Here is a 19,496-nt window from a genome sequence, read left to right as displayed (position 1 = left end):
TCGCCACTGCACCAGGAGGTTTGATGGTCGTGCTGGTGCTGCTCCTCATCGCGGCCCTGCCGCTGCTGCCCTTCGGGCTGGACCTGTGGGAGAACTACCTCTTCCCCCAGAACGCCCCGTCCACCATGTCCGGAGGCGCGGGCGACCCCTGCGAACCGGCACCGCGCCATCGGCAGCCCGGGCGGCGCTGAGCAGGACCGTTGGGTGGCGGCCGTGCCACAACGGAGCGCAGGCCAGACCCCGGCTCACGGTCTGGCCTGCGCGGCACCCCGTGCCGGCACGTGACGGGCGGGGCGCGCCGGGGCGAGGTGCGGGGGTGGGTCAGATGTTCCCGCGCCAGGAGCCGGTCTCGCGGCCGCGGTCCTCGATGTACTCCTTGAACCGCTTCAGGTCGCCGGTGATCTGCCGCTTGACGAAGCCGAGCTTGTCGCCGACGTTCTCCGCGAAGCCTTCCGGGTCGTAGTCGAGCTGGAGCATCACCTTGGACTTGTTGTCCGCGAGGTGGTGGAAGGTGACCACACCGGCCTGCTTGACCTCGCCGCCCACCGTGGTCCAGGCGACGCGCTCGTCGGGGATCTGCTCGGTGATCTCCGCGTCGAACTCGCGGTCCACCCCGCCGACCTTCGTGACCCAGTGCGTGAGGGTGTCGGTGCGCTGCTCGATCCGCTCGACCCCGTCCATGAAGTGGGGGAACGACTCGAACTGCGTCCACTGGTTGTAGGCGGTGCGCACGGGGACGTCGACCTCGATGGACTCTTCGACCTTCGACACGAGCATGCCTTTCTCTTCGCCGGCCGGGCGGTCGCCCGTCCGTACCCGGGGAGCCCTTCCCCTCCCCACCCCGCTGCCCCCGCGTCACGGATCCATGACCCCCGAACAGACGCACGATCCGATGGCGGTCCACGCAGCGCCGCCACGGCCGCGGCCAGGATGTGGAAGCGGGGTCCCGGTATGCCATGCCGGGCGCGGGAAGCGTGCGGCCGCGCCACCGGCAACCAGCGGATGACCGCCAACGGCCAGGCCGACCAAGCCGACCAAGCCGAGGACCACGCCCGGCAGGCCAAGGAAGACGTCAAGGACACCTTCCGCCACTGACCCGGCGAGCGGCCTACAGCGCCGCTACCGCAACCGGTGCCCCGGCCCACCTCCCCCAGGACGGGGGCACCGCCATGCTCCCGCCTCGCCTGCGACACGAATCCCACGATCTTGCAGGAGGCCCGCTGGTACCGGTGCGGTCCTCGCCGCGAGCTGGAGCGGGAAGGCGGCCACCCCGGTCGGCACGATGGTCGGCACCGCGGCCGGCTACTCCGCCCGGGGGCGGCGATGGCGGTCTTGGCGGGCGGGGAGAGGGCGATGGCTGCGGCGGCCACGCCACGGTCACAGCGTGCATCGTGATCATCGCATGAGCGGTGCATCGCCCCCCTCAGATCTCAGATCTCAGATCTCAGATCTCAGCCAGAGTGCCCGCCCTCGGCAGTCCCCGGCTCAGATCGGCCCCTGCGCGAAGTGCCGTCTTCTCTGCACCGGTCAAGGCGAGCCGATCTGAACGGCATCAATAGCCGGCGTGCACCAACGGGTGGGCGGCGGTCACTGGTCAGGGCTGGAGTTCGCGCCTTCGAAGGCGCCGGCGCGGGCCGCCGCCGCGGAGGCCGTGGCGGCGCGGCGCGGCAGCGTCGGGTCCGGGGCGGTGCGGAGCAGCAGCAGTTCGTGGTAGATCGGGGCGGTCGCGGCAACCAGCAGCGCCCGGCTGTCGGCCGGGCCGGGCAGCTCGCCCCGGTCGGCCGCGCGGGTGACGACCACCGCACAGCGCGCGTAGCGGTCCTCCCAGAACCGCGACAGTGCCGCTGCCGCTGCCGCCGACCGGAACCCGGCGGCGATCAGGGCCGTGGTCACGTTCGGCCCGCCACCCGCCAGCGCCTCGTACACCTCCTGGTTGAGGGCGGTCAGGTCGTTCTCCAGTGACCCGGTGTCCGGTGGGCTCCACGTGTCGTCGGACGCCGCGTCGAGTACGTCGGCCAGCAGGCCACCGACGTCGCCCCAGCGCCGGTAGACGGTCGTGCGGTGGACGCCGGCCCGTTCCGCGACCGCGTCGACCGTGAGCCCGTCGTACCCGGCCTCCAGGAGCAGCGCGCCCGCCGCCTCCAGCACCTGGGCGCGGACGCGGGCGCTCCGGCCGCCAATCCGGCGCCGTGTCGTGGCCAGTGTGGCTGGTTCCTCTTGGCCGGAACCTTCGCTTGCCTGCGCAGGAGAATCCATGTCAGCATTTTAACGCAACATTCGTCGCCTTAAAGGAGAACTCCCGTGCTCATCCACCACGCCACCGCCCACCACACCGCCGCCGCGACGACCCCCGAACCCCTGGAGCCGCCCCATGACTGCACAACTCACCGCATCTGACCTCACCAAGTCCTACAACGGCCGCCTGGTCCTCGACTCCGTCGACTGCTCCGTCCCCGTCGGCGAACGCCTCGGCATCGTCGGCGAGAACGGCTCCGGCAAGTCCACCCTGCTCCGGCTGTTGGCCGGGGCCGAGCGCCCCGACCATGGCGAGGTGGTCCTGCACGCCGAAGGCGGCGTCGGCTACCTCGCACAAGAAGAGGACCTCGCCCCGCACCTGACCGTCCAACAGGTGGTCGACCTCGCCCTCGCCGAGCTGCGTGCCCTGGAGCGGGACCTGCGCCGGATGGAGGCCCGTATGGCCGACGGCGACGCCACCGCCAAGACCCTCAGCGCGTACGCCGACACCCTCACCGCCTTCGAACTGCGCGGCGGGTACGACGCCGACGCCCGCGTGGAGCGCTCCCTGCACGGCCTCGGCCTACCGGCCCTGCCTCGCGACTGCGCCGTCGGCGGCCTGTCCGGCGGCGAGGCCGTACGCCTACGCCTCGCCGCACTGCTGGCCGCCGCCCCGGAGGTACTGCTCCTCGACGAGCCCACCAACCACCTCGACGGCACCGCCCTGACCTGGCTGGAGGACCACCTGCGCGCCCGGCGCGGCATAACGGTCGCCGTCTCCCACGACCGGGCCTTCCTGGAACGCGTCGCCACCTCCCTCCTGGACGTCGATGGCGACCTGCACCGGACCGTGCGGTACGGCAACGGCTACGCCGGCTACCTCGCCGAGCGCGCCGCCGACCGGCGCCGCCGCGCCGAAGCCCACACCGCCTGGCGGGCCGAGGCGGCCCGGCTGCGCGCGGCCGCCGCCGTCACCGCCCGCCGGGTGGCGCCCGGCCGTGCCATGAAAGACGGCAACAAGATGGCATACGACCGCGCCGCCGGCCGGGTCCAGCAGTCCCTCGCGAGCCGGGTCCGCAGCGCCGAGGAACGCCTCGCCCGGCTGTTGGCCCGGCCGGTGCCAGCCCCCGCGGACCCGCTGCGGTTCACCGCGGTACCGCGCAACGCGGCCACGGCTGCCGCCGTCCCCGGAACGCCCGCCGGTTCCGGGGACGCGCGAGGGGTGCTGCTGGCCGCGGCGGGCGTCGCGGTCGAGGGGCGGCTCGCGCTGGTGGACGTGAACGTGCCGGTCGGCGGCCGGCTGCTGGTCACGGGCCCGAACGGGGCGGGCAAGAGCACCCTGCTGCACGTACTGGCCGGCACCCTGGCCCCCGACCGCGGACAGGTCGTACGGCACGGCCGGATCGGACTGCTGGGCCAGCACACCGATGCCGGCACGGGCCGCGGAACGCTGCTCGCGGCCTACGCCGAGGGCCGCCCCGGGACCCCCGAGGAGCACGCCGAACAAGTCCTCTCACTGGGGCTGTTCGCCCGCGACCGGCTGTCCGCTCCCGTCGGCTCGCTGTCCGTCGGACAGCGGCAGCGGCTGGCCCTTGCCCGCCTGGTCACCGAACCGGTCGACGTCCTGCTGCTGGACGAGCCCACGAACCACCTCTCTCCCGCGCTGGCGGAGGAGCTGGAGGAGGCCCTGGCCCGGTTCGCCGGCGCGGTGGTCGTGGTCAGCCACGACCGACGGCTGTGCGCCCGCTGGTCGGGCGACCGGCTTGCCCTGCACGCAACGGCACCGGAACCAGCCGCAGCCGCCACCTGCCCGTGACAACGGGGCCCGCCCCGCCCCGCCCTACCGATAGGACGCCCCCACTTGACCACCTCCGTACACCCGCTGGGCACCATCGACCTCCCCACCCCGGACTCGGGCCCGTACGCGCTCGCCGTCGGACCGGACGGCCGGCTGTGGTGCACCCTCGTCCGCACCGGGCGCATCGCCCGCCTCACCCCGTCGACCGGCTGCGTCGAGGAGTTCGTACTGGACTCCGCCGAGTGCGGCCCCACTCTGATCGCCGCCGGACCGGACGGCGCGCTGTGGTTCACCCGGTACCGCGACCACCGGATCGGCCGGATCACGGTGGACGGCGAGAGCCGCTCGTACGAGCTGCCCGGCGGCGCGGGTGGCCCGTACGGGATCGCGGCCGGCCCCGATGGCGCAGTGTGGTTCACCTGCACGAACTCCGACCGCATCGGCCGGATCGGCATGGACGGCCGGATCGTGGAGTTCCCGCTGCCGTGCGAGGGGGGATTCCCGTCCTTCCTCATTGCGGGACGCGACGGGGCCCTGTGGTTCACCCTCAACCAGGCGAACGCCATCGGCCGGATCACCGTCTCCGGCGAGGTCCGGCTCCACCCCCTGCCCACGCCCGGCGCCGCCCCGGTCGGGCTCGCGGTCGGCCCGGACGGGAGCCTGTGGTTCGCCGAGATCGGCACCGGCCGGATCGGGCGGTTCACGACCGGCGAGACGGCGGGCGTGGAGTTCGCCGAGTTCACGCTGCCGGAGGCCGACTGCCGCCCCCACGCCGTCGCGGTCGCCCCGGACGGGACCTGCTGGTTCACCGAGTGGGGCACCGGCCGGATCGGCTCCGTCACCCCGGACGGCAAGCTCACCGAGCACCCCCTGGCGGCCCCCGACCGCGAACCCCACGGTCTGGCTTTCGCCCCGGACGGCACTCTGTACGTCGCCGAGGAGCACGGCGGCATCTCCCGCTGGGAGGTGCGCCGCCCTGGAAGCGTGCCAGGAGAACCCGGTTGAGCTGGCCGGTTCGGCCAACCCCCACCGACAGCCAGATCGTCCAGGGCGCGCGCCTGTCCTCCGTCGAACACGAACGTCACGGCGACAACGCCCCGGCCAGACACGGGGTCTTGGCCAAAGCCGAGCAGGCCTCCGCCGCCATCTACGGGCCGGTGCCAGTCGCGCCAGTCCTCCAGTCCGTCGCAAAAGCCGGGTAGGAACGTGATGCCGGTGGATTCATCGGTGACCCGCAGGCCGCCGGCTGCGAAGAGGTCCTCGAAGGTCAGCAGTCCGTGAAGGAAGGACTCGAGCGGGTCGGAAGGTCGGGGCGGGCGGTCACCGTCGGGGTCGATGTATTGCCTCCGGCGATGCGCATCACCGCCGTTCCTACCTTGGCGGGCGAGAGCTCGCCGCTGAGGGGCAGGAAGCTGAACGGCGCCGCTTCGGCAACACGCCAGAGGTCGAAGCTGTCAGGGGTGTGCTGATCTCCAGAACGGGCTGCATCACGATCACCTGGCGAAATGTCCCGCACCGCATCCCCGGCCGTGCCGCGTCCCGATCACCGAAGCGCCCTCGCCTCTGCCGAGCCTGAACCAGCATGGGAGCTGAGGACCTTCGATTGTGCCGCCCTGGGCCGATACAGGTGTACGCCGACACCAGTCGTAGATTGCCGTGCGCTGGCGCCCGGGCAGCTTGCCGACAGCGGTGGGTGAGCAGTAGCGCCGGCTCTTCCTGCACCCCTCCGGCAACGCCTGGCCGCACTGACCGCACCGCGGGGTCGTCCTTCTCACCACCCTTGTCGGGCTCTCCGCAGTCCGGTCTACCAAGCCGGACCACTTGGTGGCGTTCCTCCACACCGGAATGTCATACACCGAAGTCCGGCCCCCGCTGCCGGAACAGCTCTGCGACCCGGAGCTGACTGGCATGAGCCGCGCCGACCTCCATGCCCTGATCAACCGGCTCTCCAAACGGCAGGCCGCACTGGTAGAACGACGACGCCACGCTCGTCGCGGCGGGCACCGCCAGCCCGGGACCCGCGCCGGGGCGTTCCGACAGAAGATCACCGACGCTGAGCGCGTCCTGGCCACCGTGCTCATGGATCGAAAGGTCTGCACCGGAGGAGTCCTCACCGAGCTCTTCCAGGTCACCAGGGGCACCCTCACGAACGGCTTCCGCGATGTCCGCGCTGTTGAAAGAGGACGGAATCACCTTTCCGCCGGCCCCTGTCACGCACCGCAGCGCCGAAGCCCTCCGCGCCAGCACCACCACGAAATCCAACAAGCCGACACGATCATCAACTTGAATACGTACGGGTTCAGGGCGTGTCGTATCCGTTCGGCGCAGACCCGGCCCTGGGCGAGCCCGGCGTAGAGTCCTCCGTGCCCGCGGCGGTGTTCGCCCACCAGCGACAGCTCGGCCAGCAATTTCACCGGCCCGTCACCGCACAGAACCGCGTCCGCTAGCTCGAACAGAGAATCCGAACGTGCGGTGAGACAGGAATAGAACTCGCCGCGGAAACGTGACAGTTCGGCCAGCGGCTCTCGCCGGGCATCACGATGCAGCACACTCATCCTCACGGCCTTCATGCTGGACGTGTGTGCTCCTTGGCCGGAGCACATGTTCAGACGAACGCCGCTTCCGTGTGCGGCGGTTACCGAACCGAGTGATCAAGTACGACGCCCCGTTCGAGGAACAGCTTCTACCGGCGTCGCGGAGACCCGGGCCCGCAACGAGTAGACCAGTCACCAGCTGGCCGGAGCCGCTCTTCGCTGGCCCGCACGACGACAAGCCTGTCGCCTTCGAAAGCGATTCGATCGTCGGTGTCCAGGAAGGGCGGGCACGCCAGCTCGAAGGCATACCCGTCGTCAGTCCACAGGTCCTTACGCAGTATCAACCGCGAGGTCGTCGTGGCTCCGTCAGCTACCAGGCGCATGCCGAATTGATCCCACGCAGCTTCACGTCGTCTCGAACCTATTCAGCAGCTGGCCAACGACACAGACGTTAAAGATCAAGCTAGGGGCGGCCTCAGAGGTGCACGGTTCCGCCGCCGCTCGTGGCCGTGCATCGCGATTCGACGGGTGGCTTGAGGATGTGGAGCCATGACTTCTCACGGGAGGCGCTGTCGATGGAGACGACGCTGACCCGGCTCGGCTCGTGCTCGAATACTCGGGCGCCGACCCCTGACCGGGGGCGCCTCGAGCGCGTTCCTGTCGGCGAAATGTCGTCCGCCAACATCCTGGACGAAATCTGCCAAGCAGGGGGAGGGCGGACTTGGGGCGGCTCGTGGCTGGCGGAGGACATCCGGGCTTCGCCGACCGTGCCGAAGGCTTGGGCGCGGTCGCAGGGTTCCTGTCCTCGGCTGACCAGGTATGCATCGGCGCCAGGAGCCGGCCGTCCCATCCGACGTGTGGCGGCAGCAGGTCACGGACAGAGCCCCGCCGATCTGTGCGGCGCGCGATCCTCGCCGGACCGTCAGTCCATGCACAGCCAGGCCCACCCCGCGAGACATAGGGGGTGGGCCTCGACCATCGCCAGGCGTACTACATGGCGTTGTCGCAAGTCACGGAACGGAGATCGTCTTGAGGCTGTAGCTCATCGCGCAGGATCCATCTCCGGTGTTAGGGCCATTGATCCACCCGACCGCGTCGAGGTGGGTGAGGTCCCACGGTGTAAGTGGCGGGGTCGTGGTCATTGCGTTGCAGATCAGGTCGTCGTTCGACGTCGGGTCGTCCCCGAGCCGACTGGGATCGGAGTCCTTGAAGTATCCGCCCACCCTGATTCTATCTCCGACCCGCACCTCAAGATGGGCCTTGTTTTTCTTGATGCCATACATGGCCTGAGGCTGGCATGCCGTGAATGAAGAGGCCACACACATGGATCGTTTGCTGAACTCATGCGTCTGCCCTGTGAAGACGCTTACCGAGCAAGAGGGATTGGCGGTCTCGTCCCAGGTGGGCAGTACGGCACATTCCGATCCCCAGTCGCCTACCTTGCGCACTTCTCGATCCACAATGATGTCATTCTTGTACACCTGTCCGACAACGCCTCCGTATACCTCAGAATGGCAGAATTGGTTCGGTGAGCAGTCAGTCAGCTGGTTGAAAGTGATCTCGTTCCACGTCAACTCGACAAGATAAAACGGCTGCTCTGTAGCTCGTGCCGGAACCGACAGCTGGGCGATGGTCAACCCAATTCCGAACAGTGCGACGAACCAAACTCGTGTGCGTCTTATGATTCCCGACGTCAACATGCCAGCTCCCTCTCCCTGGAGATGCGACGAGCGCCAGCCTCCGCATCCGGACGACCCGTACAGGGATCTGACCAGTTTTGAGAGCTCACTTCATCAGGGTCTGACCCTAGGGGTTGGGGTCTGATGCAGCGTTGGGTGACAGGTTCAGTCACGCGGCCTGAAGAGCAGGTGTGCTCATGACGGTTTCGTATTCGACGGGGGTGAGTCGGCCGAGGGCGGTTTGCCGGCGGCGCCGGTGGTAGGTCCGTTCGATCCAGGTCACGATCGCGATGCGGAGTTCTTCGCGGGTGGCCCAGGTGCGGCGGTCGAGGACGTTCTTCCGCAGCAGGCCGAAGAAGGACTCCACTGCCGCGTTGGCGCTCCTATAGCTGTCACATGGCCGTTTGGGGTGTGTGTGGGGCTGGTCGGAGCAGGTGGTAGACCTCGCGGATGACGTAGCGCTTCAGGCAGCGGATGATCTCGCGTTTGGTCTTTCCTTCGGTGGTGCGGCGGGCGACGTAGTCGATCGTGGGCCGGTGGAATTGCATCCGGACGATGACGGTTCGGTAGATCGCTGCGTTCAGTTGTCGGTGGCCGCCATGGTTGATGCGATGCCGACCGCTGGTCATGCCGGAGCCGGTGGGCACGGGCGCGATGCCCGCGAGCTCGGCGAGAGCGGCCTCGGACCTGATCCGCTCGGGGTTGTCGCCGGCGACGACGAGGATCTCCGCCGCGGTGTCCACTCCGATGCCGAACGACTCCAGCAGCTGTGGAGTGGTCCGCTGGACCAGTCGCCGATCATCTTCGTCAGTTCCTTGGCCTCGTCGTTCAGGTACTGCCACCGCTTGGCGAGCGTCCGCAGCGTGTGCCGCAAGGCGTCCTCAGGCCCTTCCAGACGGCGGGGACGCAGGGCTGCCAGCTGCCGAGCCAAGGTGACCTGCGTCTTTCTCGCGGTCTGGCAGCGCAGGGCGTCTGGGGCGTGGACCAGCATGGCCTTCATCGTGACCATGGCCGGGGACTGTAAATCGTTCGGCTCTGGCCCGTAGTCGGTGGTGCCGTCGAGTACCCGTCCGTGATCATGGTGGCGTGATGGATGTCAACTCCCTTGTGCTTACGGTGTTTTCTGGTCTATCCGCGCTGGTCATCGAGGATGTGGCGGATGGCGGAGACATGGTGGTGGTCACGGCCCGCACCCGGGAGGACGCGGTGCCGTGTCCGGTGTGCGGAACGCCGACGTCGAAGGTGCACGGGTACCACGGCCGGACCGTGACGGACGTGCCGGTCGACGCCCGTCAGGTCGTCGTGCTCCTGCGCGTACGGCGGCTGGTCTGCCCTGTCCCGGGCTGCCGACGGCAGACATTCCGCGAACAGATCCCCGGGCTGCTGGAGCGCCATCAGCGCCGCACCGTACGACTGGCGGGCCGAATATCGCAAGTGGCACGGGAACTGTGCGGCCGGGCTGCCGCTCGCCTCGCCTGTCTGCTGGCCGTGCGCGTTTCCCGCAGCACCGCGCTTCGTTATCTGCGGCGCCTGCCGCTACCGCAGCAAGCGGTCCCGCGGGTGATCGGCGTTGACGACTTCGCCCTGCGGCGCCGGCACCGATACGCCACGATCATCCCGGATGCCCGGACCGGCAGACGCCTCGCGGTCCTGCCCGACCGCCAGGCGGCCACCCCGGAGGCCTGGCTGCGGGAGCACGGCCGCGGTGTCGAGGCCGTGTGCCGGGATGGATCGGCCACCTATGCCGAGGCCGTTCGCCGTGCTCTGCCCGACGCGGTGCAGGTCAGCGACCGATGGCACCTCTGGCGCAACCTCTGCAACAAGGTCCAGCTCGAAGTCCGTGCCCACGCAGGCTGCTGGGCCACCATCACCCCTCCCCGCCCCGGCGGAGTACGCGAGCAGACCAGCCGCGAACGCTGGAACACGATCCACAATCTCCTCGGCCAGGGTGTCGGCCTGCTCGACTGTTCCCGCCGCCTGGGCCTGGCCCTGAACACCCTCAAACGCTACGCACGCATGCCCGAATCCCAGGCCCTGCGCATCGCCCCCACCTACCGGCCCACCCTCATCAACCCCTACCGCGACCACCTGCGCGAACGCCGCCGGACCGACCCCGCAGTGGCCGTCACCCACCTACTGCGGGAGATCCGAGAGCTGGGCTACGCCGGCAGTGCCAACCTGCTCGTCCGCTACCTCAACCAGGGCCGTGTCGAAGGCGTCCGCCCCGTCACCACCCCCCGCCACGCCAGCCGCCTCCTGCTCACCGACCCAGAGAATCTGCGCCCGAAGGAAACGGCCCTGCTGGAGCAGATCATCGCGGCCTGCCCGGAGATGACCGCGCTCGCCGATCTCGTACGCGGCTTCGCCGCCCTGCTGAAACCGGCCGAGGGCAACGACACCAAACTCACCGAGTGGATCACCACCGCCCGTGCCGTCGACCTGCCCCACCTGCGCAGTCTCACCAACGGCCTCGAAATCGACCGGGCCGCCGTGAACGCCGGCCTCACCTTGCCCTACCACAATGGCCGCACCGAAGGCGTCAACACCCGCACCAAACGGATCATGCGGCAGATGCACGGACGCGCAGGATTCGACCTTCTCCGGCATCGAATCCTCCTGCCTTGACCGCTACCCGGCGTCGCCACCGACTACGGGCCAGAGCCGCTCGATGGACAGACCCACGGCCGGTGGCCCCGCGTCCTTCAGGGAAGGACGCGGGGCCACCGGCGTACCGGCCCTTGTGCGTGGATGGCCGGCGGGCCCGGCCCGGCGCGGTGGTCCCCCGTCGGGACCGGTGGCGCGGGGCCGGGCGTCAGGTGCGGGCTACTTCTGGTTGATGGGCAGGGCCAGGTCGGTGACCTGGTACCTGGTCGGGAAGGCGCCCTTGTTCGTGGCCTTGCCGGTCAGCAGGTCGACCGCGTACAGGCGGTACGAGCCGCCGTTGCCGATGGCGGCGAAGCCGTGGTTCGTTCCGGCCATCGGGTTGTAGTAGATGTCGAATCCCGCGTCGAGGGCGGCGTCCACGCCGAGGTTGCCGGTGGGGGCGAGGGTGCCGGCGTTGGCCGGGGACTGCAGGGAGATCCGGTCGGCCATCGTGTCGAGGTCGAACAGGGTCGTCGCGGTCGCGGCGTTCAGGTCGTTGTTGGTGTAGGCGGCGCCGGTCACGCTCATGGCGGTCGACGGCGGCGTGGTGGGGTTGGTGAGGGTGCCGTCGACCGTGGTCGTCAGCGGGGCTGCCGCGTCGTCGATGTTGTGGCGCAGGTTCTGGCCGGTGTCGGAGATGACCCGCAGCCGGTTCGCGGCCGGGTTGAAGTCCACGCCGAACGCGGTCCCGGCGAGCGCGACGGTCAGCTGGGACACCTTCATCGCCCGGGCGGTGCCGGTGTTCAGGGTGTAGATTCCGCCCTTGTCACCCACGCCGTAGAGCTTCTCGTTCTGGACACGGAAGTCGATGCCGACGAGCTTGGTGTCGCCGGACAGGCCCGAGACCTTCCCCAGCGACCAGCTCTTGGACGGCTTGTTCACATCGAACTCGACCAGACGCTGATCGCTGGTGAGGCCGATCGCATGCAGGGCCTTGTGGTCGTGGGCGGGCAGGGTCTGCGGCGGGGTATCGGATGCCGCCAGAGCGGGTGCCGCGCACAGCGCGGCGAGCACGGCGGCGGACATAGCAGTCACAGTGCGGTTTCGCATGATCTCTCCCGGTATTGGACGCCTCGGTCAGGGTGGCCGACAGCTTGTGAGGGGTTCGCTACCGCCACCGCGGTGGACGGGGCTCCGACGTGGATGCCACCCGCCCGGCCCAAACGTCCAGGCAATCCGCTCCAGGCGGGTGGCCGGCGGCGCGTCGTCCGCCGCCTGGGTGTGCGGTGGGTGCGGCTCCCGGGGACGGTGCGCAGATGGAATCGTCTTCAGACCGGCGGTCGACGGACTGGGCCGGGCTCGAACTCTGCCGTGCGGGCAAGGCGGTACAGGGGCTGCGGCTGCTGGGCTGGCACGGAGTACTGCCCCGCTCTCCGGCCGCGGTCCTGGCGGCAGGGCCACCGACCGCAGGCCTTCCTGCCCGACGCCGCCAGACCCGGGGCGGGAACGCACTGCAGCGAGGCACCTCGGTCAACCGGTGAGCAGGCCTGATCCAACCGATCACGCGGGTTCGCCGCAGACCGGGCAGGGCGCCGCCCCCTTCGGCGTCCGCGCCCTCGCCAGGACCCGCCCGCCCTCATCGATCACATCACTCGATGGCCCGCGGGGATATCCCCGAAAACACCATCTGCACAATCTCGTTGACATCCGTCACACGAACCACAACGACCTCGGCCACCCTCCGTCACCACCCCCGAATGTGAGACAGGGCCGTAAACTCGACGGACCCTTCGCCGCGGAGGTGCTGTTCAGTACAGGCCCATCCGGCGGGCGGTGTCCTCTCCGTGCTGCATCCGGTGGCGGGCGGCCTCACCGAGGGCGGTGAGCACCCCGGCGACGACGGTCTCGACGATGGCGAGCGTAGGGACGAGGCTGTCGTAGGGAGAGGGTGCGGCGACCTGGCTCGGCAGGACGACCTGCGCGTGCGCAGCCGCGGGTGACAGCCATACGTCGGTGAAGAGGATGACTTTGCCGCCCTGTTCCTGGACGAGTTCGGCCATGGAGACCTTGTCAGGCTCGTAGCGCCGGTAGTCAAACAGGACGAGGACGTCCCGTCGGTTGACCGCTGCGAGCTGCGCGGTCCGCTCGACGTCCCGGTCCTGCAGGAACCGTACGTCGTCGCGTACCTGCATGAGGTGCAGGCCGAGGTATTGGGCGAAGAGGTTCGTGAACCGGCCGCCGGCCAGGGTGATGCGGCGTTTGCCGTCGGATAGCAGTGCGATCGCGTGTTCGAGATCGTGCGGGGGTAGTTCGGCGAGCGTCTGGGCGACAGCGGCGCTGAAGAGGTTGCTGCCGCGCTGGAGAAGGGAGACGTCCTCAACTCCGTCTTGACTGCGGCCGTAGTCGGTTGCCTCGTAGAGCGAGAGGGGGGAGGCGTTGCGTTCCTCCAGTTCTGCGCGCAGCGCGGCCTGGAAGTCGGGGAAGCCGCGGTAGCCCAGCCGGTTGATGAAGCGCAGGACGGTCGGGGTACTGACGGCGGCACGTTCCGCGAGGACGGCCATGGTTTCGAAACCGGCTGCGGGATAGCCGGCGAGCAGCACACGCGCGACCTTGCGTTCGGCTGGGCTGGCGTCGCCCAGCTTGCGGCGGATCTCGTCGGCGAGCGTGCCAGGGACCATGCGCTGGGTCTTCCTTCGTGAGCGTGGGTGCTGAAACCGTCAAGGTCGAGCTTAATGTCGGGCGTGGGCGGGTGGGGCCGGCCGGTACCGCTGGATTCCGGCCGGCCCTGTCGCCCGGAGTGCGTCGGGGCGGAGTCACTCCGGGGCGACGGCTATCCGGAGGCCGGTGACCGTGTGCGCGGTGGCGTCGTCGTTGGTCCAGGCGGTGAAGCCGGGTTGCTTGGCGAAGGTGACGGTGAACCGGGGGCCGCTCTCGAAGGTGCCGGCCGAGGTGGTGCGCTGGGTGCTGGCGGCCAGCGCGCGGGCGGTGTTCAGGAAGGAGTAGGGAACACCCGCGGGGTTGGCCGGAGAGTAGAAGACGTCCGAGTTGGGAGGTATCGGTGAGGAGTAGAGCGGAATCAGTGGCCGCTTGCCGTCGGCCGGCTGGATCTGCCAGCGGCCGGGGTCGTAGCGGTCGCCGTTGGAGAGGTAGCTGTAGCGGGCACCGGTCAAGGACCATCCGGCCTGCGGGTTCTTGCTGGTGCGGGCTCGCCGGAGGTCGAGGACGGCGACGCCTTGCGGTCCCAGGACGCGCAGTCGCTCGCGGGGGGTGCTGGGATCGTCGACGATGAGTGCGGTGTTCTCTTCGAGTGCGTAGACGCGGTCGTGACCCGTGTCGGCGGCAAGTCGCAGGGCCCTTCCTTCGCGTCCGTTCGTACCGGTGTGGGTGTCGATGAGTCCTGAGCGGAGAAAGCCGAAGCCGCCTTCGGGGAGGTATCCGAGCCGGGACGGATCGTCGAAGTAGCCGGGGCTGCTGCCGTCGCGAAGCCCTTCGTAGGAGTCACCTCCGGTGACCATGTCGGCTCCGGCCGCGATCTGCGCTCCGGCGCTGGATCCGGAGACGACCGCCCCGGCGGCGAGCTTGGACCGGATGGCGGCGAGGACCTTGGAGTCGGTGTGGGCGGAGCCGTGGAGCAGGGTGGTGACGTAGCGGTACTGGTCGCCGCCGCCGAAGAAGAAGCCCGTCATGGACCGGACCTGCCGTACGACCTCGTCGGAATCGGCATTGGTGATGTGGTCGAGGTCGATGGGGATCCATTGGGCGTCGGCCGCACCGTGGTGTTTGAAGAGCCCGGCGTAGTAGACCCCGTTGCAGGCGGAGTTGCTGCATCTGTCCGGGTCGTCCGCGTCGGGGTCCTGGCTGGCGGGGATGGATGCGGCGGTGAGGACGCCGATGCGGGCCTTCGATCCGCCGGCACGCTTGATGATCTCGCCGTAGACCTGGGTGTTGTCGGCTTTCAGGCCGCCGCCGATCAGGACGAGCGAGCCACGTCCGCCGCCTGGTGCGGGGGTGTTCGCCTGGGCGGCCGGGGCGAGGGCCAGGCCGAGTAGGAGAGCGGTGCTGCCCGCCAGGGCAGTACGGCGGGCTCCGGTCGGGAAGGGCATGGGATGCCTCCTGTGGGTGGGATCGGGTGGTGGCCGGGACCGCGGCGACGGGTGGCCGCTGCGGTCCCGGCGCGGGCCGACGGCCCGGGGGGATAGCCAGGGGGATGGGCTGCCGGGGATGGGGTCCCGTACCGGGCAACGGCGCGATCAAACCGGTACGGGACGTCTTCATGGGGGTGTCAGCCGGTCCGGCTGTCGCCGAGGTCGGCGATCAGCGAGGCCAGCAGAGCGACGCGGGCCGGAACGGTGGAGGTGTCCAGCCATTCCTCCGGCGTATGGTCGGCGCCGCCGACCGGGCCGAGGCCGTCCAGGGTGGGTACGCCGAGACCGGCGATGAAGTTGGCATCCCCGACGCCGCCGGTCGCCGCTCCTGCGAAGCTGATCCCCAAGCCTGCTGCTATGTGCTTGGCCTGGTCCAACATGCTGCGTGAGGCGGGTGTGTCCTCCATCGGCGGGCACAGGTCCAGCTGCTCGACGGTCGCCGTCGTGCCGGCCACGGCGGGCCGTGCCGCGGCTGCCTCGATCGCACGGTGGGCCGCCGCGAGTCCGGCTGCGGTGGCCGAGCGGACCTCGACGCGCAGTTCGGCTTCCGGGCAGACGATGTTGGGCCGGCTGCCGGCCCGCACGACGCCGACGTTCACGGTGACGTCGTCCCAGTGGCCGTTGAGCGACTGCAGGGCCACGACCAGGTGTGCGGCGGTCAGGGCGGCGTTCGCCCCCCGCTCAGGCTCGATGCCTGCGTGCGCTGCCCGGCCGGTGACGCCCACACGGAATTCGGCGACACCTTTGCGGGCGATGACCAGGTCGCCGTTCTCCCGAGCGCACTCCAGAGCGAGGGCGAAGTGAACTCCACGGGCTGCTGCTTCGATGACCGGGCGGCTCGCAGGTGAGCCGATCTCCTCGTCCGGGGTGGCGAGGAAGACGAGTTCGGCGTACCGGGCCGCCCGCCTCTCCTCCAGGATTTCGAGAGCCGTGATGCCGGCCAGCAGGCCGGCCTTGTCATCGCTGACGCCCGGGCCTCGCGCCGTGTGGCCGTCGACGCGGAAGGGCCGCGCTGCGGCGGTTCCGTCGTCGAAGACCGTGTCGAGGTGCGCGACGAGGAGGAGGCGTCGTCCGCCCTGCTCGACCGGGAGGTCGCCCGGCTTGCGGGCGAGGATCACATCGCCGACGGGGTTCCCGTGGGCGGGGGCGGGGGCGACGCGCTCGATGTCGAATCCGAGCCGTAGCAGCCGGTTCTGGGTCCAGTCGGCCATCCGGTTCACACCGGCGGGGCTGTAGGAGCCCGAGTCGATGGCCACCAGGCCGGCGAGGTCGGCGAGGTAGCCTTCCAGGCGTGATTCGGCGTACGGAAGCAGCGTGTTGGTGTGCAGCTGCTCCCGTGGGGGGGCGGTCACAGGACCTTCGAGAGGAACGCGCGGGTGCGTTCCTGCCGGGGTTCGACCAGGACCTGGCGGGGGTCGCCGGCTTCGACGACGACGCCGTCGTCCATGAAGACGGCGGTGTCACCCACCTCGCGGGCGAAGCCGATCTCGTGGGTGACCACGACCATGGTCATGCCGTCCGCCGCGAGTCGGCGCATCACGTCGAGGACGTCTCCGACCAGTTCGGGGTCGAGGGCGGAGGTGGGTTCGTCGAAGAGCATGAGTTTGGGTTTCATCGCCAGGGCTCGCGCGATGGCGACGCGCTGCTGTTGCCCGCCGGAGAGCTGAGCCGGGTAGTGGCCGGCCCGGTCTCCGAGGCCCACCTGTTCCAGCAGATGGCGGGCCTCGTCCCGCACCCGCGACTTGTCGGCCTTGCGGACGTTGACGGGGGCTTCCATCACGTTGCCCAGGGCCGTCATGTGAGGGAAGAGGTTGAAGCGCTGGAAGACCATGCCGATGTCGCTCCGTCTGGCGGCGACTTCCCTCTCGCGCAGTTCGTGGAGTCGTGATCCGCTCTGACGGTAGCCAACCGGGTCGCCGTCGACCGCGAGCTTCCCGCCGTCGACTCGTTCCAGGTGGTTGATGCAGCGCAGGAACGTCGACTTGCCCGAGCCGGAGGGTCCCAGCAGGCAGCACACCTGACCGCGTTCGACGGTCAGGTCGATGCCCTTGAGGACTTCGAGACCCCCGAAGTGCTTGCGCACGCCTTGGGCGTGAACCATGGGGACACTCACGCGGCCGCCTCTTTCGGGTTCTTCTTCGTGCGGGCGGGCCCGGCCAGTGCGCCGGCGATCATGCGGCGCAGGGGCGAGACGTGGCCGCCGCGGTCGGAGCCGCGGCCGTATCGACGCTCCAGCCATGCCTGCGGGATGCCGAGCAGGGTGACCAGGCCCAGGTACCAGAGGCTGGCGACGGCGAGCATCGGGATGACCTGGTAGTTCTGGGCGTACACGTCCTGGATGTTGGACATCAGGTCGTGCGCCGAGATGATCGAGACCAGGGCGGTCATCTTCAGCATGTTGATCGTCTCATTGCCCATCGGCGGGATGATCACCCGCATGGCCTGGGGCAGCACGATCCTGCGCATCGTCTGGGCGGGCCGCATTCCGAGCGAGTGCGCGGCTTCGGTTTGACCGGGGTCCACCGACTGGATCCCGGCCCTGACGATCTCCGAGGCGTACGCGGCCTCGTTGAGACCGAGGGCCAGCAGGGCAGCGACGGCCGGCGTGAGGAGGGAGTTCGTCTCGACCTGGAAGAAGGTGACGCTGGTGAACGGGATCCCGATCTTCACGTACTGGTAGAGAGCCGCGGCGTAACCCCAGAAGATGATCTGGACCAGCAGGGGGGTGCCACGGAAGAACCAGACGAACAGTGAGGACATGCCGTGGAGAACCGGGTTGGACGACAGCCGCATCACTGCGACCAGGGTGCCCAGAACGAGGCCGAGGGCCATCGCGGCCACGGTGAGCCACAGGGTGGTGGCGAGCCCGGAGAAGATCAGGTCGGCGAAGAGGAACCGGCCGATGATCTCCCAGTGGAGATTGCCGTTCTTCGCCAGTGATCCGGCCACACCGATGAGTGCGGTGACGGCCGCAGCAGCGGCGATCCATCGGCCGTAGTGCCGCAGCGGAACGACGGTGAGCTGCTGGGGGGCCGGACGGTCGAGGTCCGCGGGGGCCGTGGTGGTGGTCATTTCAGTCCACCGCCGCGTTCTTGGTGGCCTCCTTGAGGGCGATGGAGGCGACACCGTACTTGTCGAAGATCTTGCTCACGGTGCCGTCGTCGATCAGAGCCTGCAAGGCCTTGTGGATCGCGTCGCTGAGCCGGGGCAGTTTCTTGGAGACGGCGATCCCGTTCGGCGAGGCACCGTAGCCGCCCGCGGCGGCCGGGTCATCCACGACCTGGAAGGCATTGCCGCCGTCGGCGGTCTTGGCGGTCCAGCCCGCGGCGGGCTTGGTCTGCACCTGGGCGACGACCTTGCCGGAGCGCAGGGCGAGCTGCGCGTCGGAGTCCTTGGGGAAGGTCTGGATGTCGATCTCGCTCTTCCCGGCAGCCTTGCAGTTCGTCTGGTGTTCCTTCAAGAGGTCCAGCTGGTTGGTCGCCGCCTGCACCGCGGCCTTCTTCCCGCACAGGTCGTCGAGGGTGACGATCTTCTCGGGGTTGCCCTTCAGCACCATGATCCCGGAGCCGGACACGGAGTAGTCGACGAAGTCGACCACCGCCTGGCGCTCCTTGTTGTCCGTCATCGCCGACATCGCCGCGTCGAACTTTCCGGCCTGAATGGCCGGCACGATGCCGTCGAACTTCTGCGGCGTGAAGGCGAACCTGACCCCCAGCTTGGCCCCCAGCGCCTGCCCCAGGTCGTAGTCGAGGCCGGTGAGCTCCGGTTCGCCCTCGGTCACGAACATCTCGAACGGCGCATAGGGCACGTCAGTGGCCACGCGTACGGTGCCCGCCTTCTTGATCTCGTCGGGCAGCGCATCGTGCAGCGCGGTGTCCTTCGCGACCGGCACTCCCGCGACGGTGGTCGGCTGGTCAGTGGTCTCGGCGGCGGAGTCCGAACAGGAAGTGAGCGTGGCCAGCGCGGTCGCGGCCGTCAGCGCCGTGGTCAGATTTCGGGCCAGACGGTTGTTCATCAGGCGTATGCCTCTCCGGTCTTCGGGGCCGACGGGGCGTTCGCCGTCGACTGCAACATGGAAATTACAGAACGACCTGTCGAATGGCTAGATGTATCGCTCGTTACATTGGGGTAACGGGTACCGCTACGGCCGCAAGACCGCACACCTACGCCGTTGAGCTGATCAGATCACCCGACCAACCGGACGGGAGGGCGGTTCCGGTTCTACATCTACCGCTCATTCAGCTCGGCTTGTAAGTTCCGCTACTGCAGCGGACACGGGACGGCGCGCCTCCCCCGAGCGCCGCTCAGGGCGTCGCCACGCCCTGCCCCACAGATTCACACCCCTCCCCCACCCTTTGGAGAAACCATGGGCACACGGTTCAGGCACGCCGCTCCGGCCTCGACTGCCGTAGCACTGCTCACACTCGCCGCCACACTCACCGCTTCAGGCAGCGCGCAGGCCGCCGCCACGCGGATCCGCCTGGGCAGCAGCTCGGACGTGAGCCGCACGTCGTGGCAAGGC

Annotated in this window: 16 protein-coding genes and 3 pseudogenes; 6 read left to right on the top strand and 13 right to left on the bottom strand. The window is 69.3% G+C overall.

Annotated features, from left to right (window positions below; translation table 11 throughout):
- Positions 1-23: 23 nt before the first annotated feature.
- Entirely contained in the window at positions 24-191 is a 168-nt protein-coding gene (locus ACZ50K_RS16290) for a hypothetical protein (protein WP_468903094.1), read from the top strand.
- A gap of 130 nt (positions 192-321) precedes the next feature.
- Here ACZ50K_RS16290 and ACZ50K_RS16285 read toward each other — a convergent pair whose 3' ends face one another.
- Positions 322-771, bottom strand: coding sequence for an SRPBCC family protein (locus tag ACZ50K_RS16285; protein WP_468903243.1), 450 nt, complete (start codon positions 769-771; stop codon positions 322-324).
- 180 nt (positions 772-951) lie between these two features.
- On the opposite strand from ACZ50K_RS16285, the gene ACZ50K_RS16280 reads away from it, so the two are divergent.
- Entirely contained in the window at positions 952-1,095 is a 144-nt protein-coding gene (locus tag ACZ50K_RS16280) for a CsbD family protein (RefSeq protein WP_468903092.1), read from the top strand.
- Between the two features lie 492 nt (positions 1,096-1,587).
- On the opposite strand, the gene ACZ50K_RS16275 is transcribed toward ACZ50K_RS16280, so the two are convergent.
- Complete coding sequence (locus tag ACZ50K_RS16275) at positions 1,588-2,256, bottom strand: TetR/AcrR family transcriptional regulator (RefSeq protein ID WP_468903090.1); 669 nt, start codon at positions 2,254-2,256, stop codon at positions 1,588-1,590.
- 115 nt (positions 2,257-2,371) lie between these two features.
- On the opposite strand from ACZ50K_RS16275, the gene ACZ50K_RS16270 reads away from it, so the two are divergent.
- The 3 genes and pseudogenes from ACZ50K_RS16270 to ACZ50K_RS16260 form a co-directional block, all read left to right on the top strand.
- A complete protein-coding gene (locus ACZ50K_RS16270; RefSeq protein WP_468903089.1) occupies positions 2,372-4,051 on the top strand; it encodes an ABC-F family ATP-binding cassette domain-containing protein in 1,680 nt (559 codons plus the stop codon).
- A gap of 45 nt (positions 4,052-4,096) precedes the next feature.
- Positions 4,097-5,038, top strand: a complete 942-nt coding sequence (locus ACZ50K_RS16265) for a Vgb family protein (RefSeq protein WP_468903087.1) — start codon at positions 4,097-4,099, stop codon at positions 5,036-5,038.
- Between the two features lie 771 nt (positions 5,039-5,809).
- A pseudogene (locus ACZ50K_RS16260) lies at positions 5,810-6,320 on the top strand (ISAzo13 family transposase); the annotation flags it as partial.
- A gap of 13 nt (positions 6,321-6,333) precedes the next feature.
- Here the strand turns inward: ACZ50K_RS16260 and ACZ50K_RS16255 are convergent.
- From ACZ50K_RS16255 to ACZ50K_RS16240, 4 genes and pseudogenes are all read right to left on the bottom strand, one after another.
- Positions 6,334-6,588: pseudogene (locus ACZ50K_RS16255) on the bottom strand (transposase); the annotation flags it as partial.
- Between the two features lie 989 nt (positions 6,589-7,577).
- Positions 7,578-8,204 (bottom strand): hypothetical protein, encoded by a 627-nt coding sequence (locus tag ACZ50K_RS16250; protein WP_468903085.1) that lies wholly within the window; start codon positions 8,202-8,204, stop codon positions 7,578-7,580.
- A gap of 211 nt (positions 8,205-8,415) precedes the next feature.
- Positions 8,416-8,622 (bottom strand): annotated as a pseudogene (locus ACZ50K_RS16245) (integrase core domain-containing protein); the annotation flags it as partial.
- A 16-nt stretch (positions 8,623-8,638) separates the two neighbouring features.
- Positions 8,639-9,088, bottom strand: coding sequence for a transposase (locus ACZ50K_RS16240; protein WP_468903083.1), 450 nt, complete (start codon positions 9,086-9,088; stop codon positions 8,639-8,641).
- Between the two features lie 247 nt (positions 9,089-9,335).
- On the opposite strand from ACZ50K_RS16240, the gene ACZ50K_RS16235 reads away from it, so the two are divergent.
- On the top strand, positions 9,336-10,871 hold the full coding sequence (locus ACZ50K_RS16235; RefSeq protein ID WP_468903241.1) for an ISL3 family transposase: 1,536 nt from the start codon (positions 9,336-9,338) through the stop codon (positions 10,869-10,871).
- A 198-nt stretch (positions 10,872-11,069) separates the two neighbouring features.
- On the opposite strand, the gene ACZ50K_RS16230 is transcribed toward ACZ50K_RS16235, so the two are convergent.
- The 7 genes from ACZ50K_RS16230 to ACZ50K_RS16200 form a co-directional block, all read right to left on the bottom strand.
- Positions 11,070-11,939 (bottom strand): DUF4394 domain-containing protein, encoded by an 870-nt coding sequence (locus ACZ50K_RS16230; protein WP_468903081.1) that lies wholly within the window; start codon positions 11,937-11,939, stop codon positions 11,070-11,072.
- A gap of 698 nt (positions 11,940-12,637) precedes the next feature.
- Entirely contained in the window at positions 12,638-13,507 is an 870-nt protein-coding gene (locus ACZ50K_RS16225; RefSeq protein WP_468903079.1) for a MurR/RpiR family transcriptional regulator, read from the bottom strand.
- A 135-nt stretch (positions 13,508-13,642) separates the two neighbouring features.
- Positions 13,643-14,932: a cyanophycinase gene (locus tag ACZ50K_RS16220; protein ID WP_468903076.1), complete on the bottom strand. Its 1,290-nt coding sequence runs from the start codon at positions 14,930-14,932 to the stop codon at positions 13,643-13,645.
- Positions 14,933-15,111: 179 nt separating this feature from the next.
- Positions 15,112-16,326 carry a M20 family metallopeptidase gene (locus ACZ50K_RS16215; protein WP_468903074.1) on the bottom strand — a complete coding sequence of 405 codons (1,215 nt, stop codon included), beginning with the start codon at positions 16,324-16,326 and terminating at the stop codon, positions 15,112-15,114.
- The gene (locus tag ACZ50K_RS16210; protein WP_468903239.1) at positions 16,323-17,075 is read right to left on the bottom strand and encodes an amino acid ABC transporter ATP-binding protein; all 753 of its coding nucleotides are present in this window, start codon (positions 17,073-17,075) and stop codon (positions 16,323-16,325) included. Before ACZ50K_RS16210 ends, ACZ50K_RS16215 begins: the two co-directional genes overlap by 4 nt.
- An 8-nt stretch (positions 17,076-17,083) precedes the next feature.
- The gene (locus ACZ50K_RS16205; RefSeq protein ID WP_468903072.1) at positions 17,084-18,046 is read right to left on the bottom strand and encodes an amino acid ABC transporter permease; all 963 of its coding nucleotides are present in this window, start codon (positions 18,044-18,046) and stop codon (positions 17,084-17,086) included.
- A gap of 1 nt (position 18,047) precedes the next feature.
- A complete protein-coding gene (locus ACZ50K_RS16200) occupies positions 18,048-18,989 on the bottom strand; it encodes an ABC transporter substrate-binding protein (RefSeq protein WP_468903070.1) in 942 nt (313 codons plus the stop codon).
- Positions 18,990-19,496: the final 507 nt, after the last annotated feature.

It is taken from the genome of Streptomyces sp. NPDC033845, assembly GCF_055576225.1.
Note: the sequence above shows the minus strand (reverse complement) of the source record. Positions and strands in the feature narration are given on the sequence as shown.

What these genes read in the sequence shown, in the direction of transcription:
- ACZ50K_RS16280 (WP_468903092.1), top strand. Translation starts at nt 952, where the DNA reads ATGCCATGCCGGGCGCGGGAAGCGTGCGGCCGCGCCACCGGCAACCAG.
- ACZ50K_RS16230 (WP_468903081.1), bottom strand. Translation starts at nt 11,939, where the DNA reads ATGCGAAACCGCACTGTGACTGCTATGTCCGCCGCCGTGCTCGCCGCG.
- ACZ50K_RS16235 (WP_468903241.1), top strand. Translation starts at nt 9,336, where the DNA reads ATGGATGTCAACTCCCTTGTGCTTACGGTGTTTTCTGGTCTATCCGCG.
- ACZ50K_RS16275 (WP_468903090.1), bottom strand. Translation starts at nt 2,256, where the DNA reads ATGGATTCTCCTGCGCAGGCAAGCGAAGGTTCCGGCCAAGAGGAACCA.
- ACZ50K_RS16290 (WP_468903094.1), top strand. Translation starts at nt 24, where the DNA reads ATGGTCGTGCTGGTGCTGCTCCTCATCGCGGCCCTGCCGCTGCTGCCC.
- ACZ50K_RS16220 (WP_468903076.1), bottom strand. Translation starts at nt 14,932, where the DNA reads ATGCCCTTCCCGACCGGAGCCCGCCGTACTGCCCTGGCGGGCAGCACC.
- ACZ50K_RS16205 (WP_468903072.1), bottom strand. Translation starts at nt 18,046, where the DNA reads ATGACCACCACCACGGCCCCCGCGGACCTCGACCGTCCGGCCCCCCAG.
- ACZ50K_RS16225 (WP_468903079.1), bottom strand. Translation starts at nt 13,507, where the DNA reads ATGGTCCCTGGCACGCTCGCCGACGAGATCCGCCGCAAGCTGGGCGAC.
- ACZ50K_RS16270 (WP_468903089.1), top strand. Translation starts at nt 2,372, where the DNA reads ATGACTGCACAACTCACCGCATCTGACCTCACCAAGTCCTACAACGGC.
- ACZ50K_RS16200 (WP_468903070.1), bottom strand. Translation starts at nt 18,989, where the DNA reads ATGAACAACCGTCTGGCCCGAAATCTGACCACGGCGCTGACGGCCGCG.
- ACZ50K_RS16210 (WP_468903239.1), bottom strand. Translation starts at nt 17,075, where the DNA reads ATGGTTCACGCCCAAGGCGTGCGCAAGCACTTCGGGGGTCTCGAAGTC.